Raw genomic sequence first — 691 nt, forward strand, 5'->3', positions numbered from 1 at the left:
GACGTGCCACCCGCAACCTGATTTGCCGCAGCAATCGTGGTCGAAGTACCCGACACCGCCGAACCATTCTTACGTACCTCAACCACGAGGTTCCCTGAAGCATCTGCAGTATCACAATGGAACAGCACTTCGGAGAACGTGACTGCGCGCCGCAGCTTGATTCCCGCGGGAACATCCCCGAGCCCGGTTGCCCGGTTTCCGGATTGCGCCACAAACGTGATGTCGTACGGCACAGTCCCCACTGTCGGTGTACGAGTATCGGAAAGGCGAGCATCCGTTGACGAGGCCGCGCCGATTGCGGTCCGCCCAGCTGCTGCATCGGCGGCCTTGAGAACATCTCGGCCGACTGTCGTGGAGTCGGTGATGTCGACAGCCTGCGTAGTGACAGCACCCTGGCGTCCGTTGACCGACGAAACTGGTGACGCGGGATAGGTGTTCTCGCGCCAACTCGCGAGCTGTGTCGGATCGTTGCCGATGATCTGAAAATCAGAACCTCGATCAGACCTTGAGCACCAGTCGCCCTTCTGCCCCACAAGCGCGAGCATCGCGGCCTGTGTTGCGACTGACCCAAGGAACTCTCGGATTGCAACGGCCGGGATCTGGGACTGGACTAGGAAACCGTTGCCGTCTACATCGGCCTTCGTGTTGAGTTTCGCTGTCAGACCAGTGATTTGAGCTTCGGTGTGCGTAT

General features: G+C 59.6%; 1 pseudogene. It reads right to left on the reverse strand.

Going from position 1 to position 691, the window contains the following annotated elements:
* Positions 1 to 691, reverse strand: a pseudogene (locus EAH77_RS25215) (hypothetical protein); the annotation flags it as partial.

This window comes from Ewingella americana (genome assembly GCF_006438725.1).
Classification (GTDB): domain Bacteria; phylum Pseudomonadota; class Gammaproteobacteria; order Enterobacterales; family Enterobacteriaceae; genus Ewingella; species Ewingella americana_A.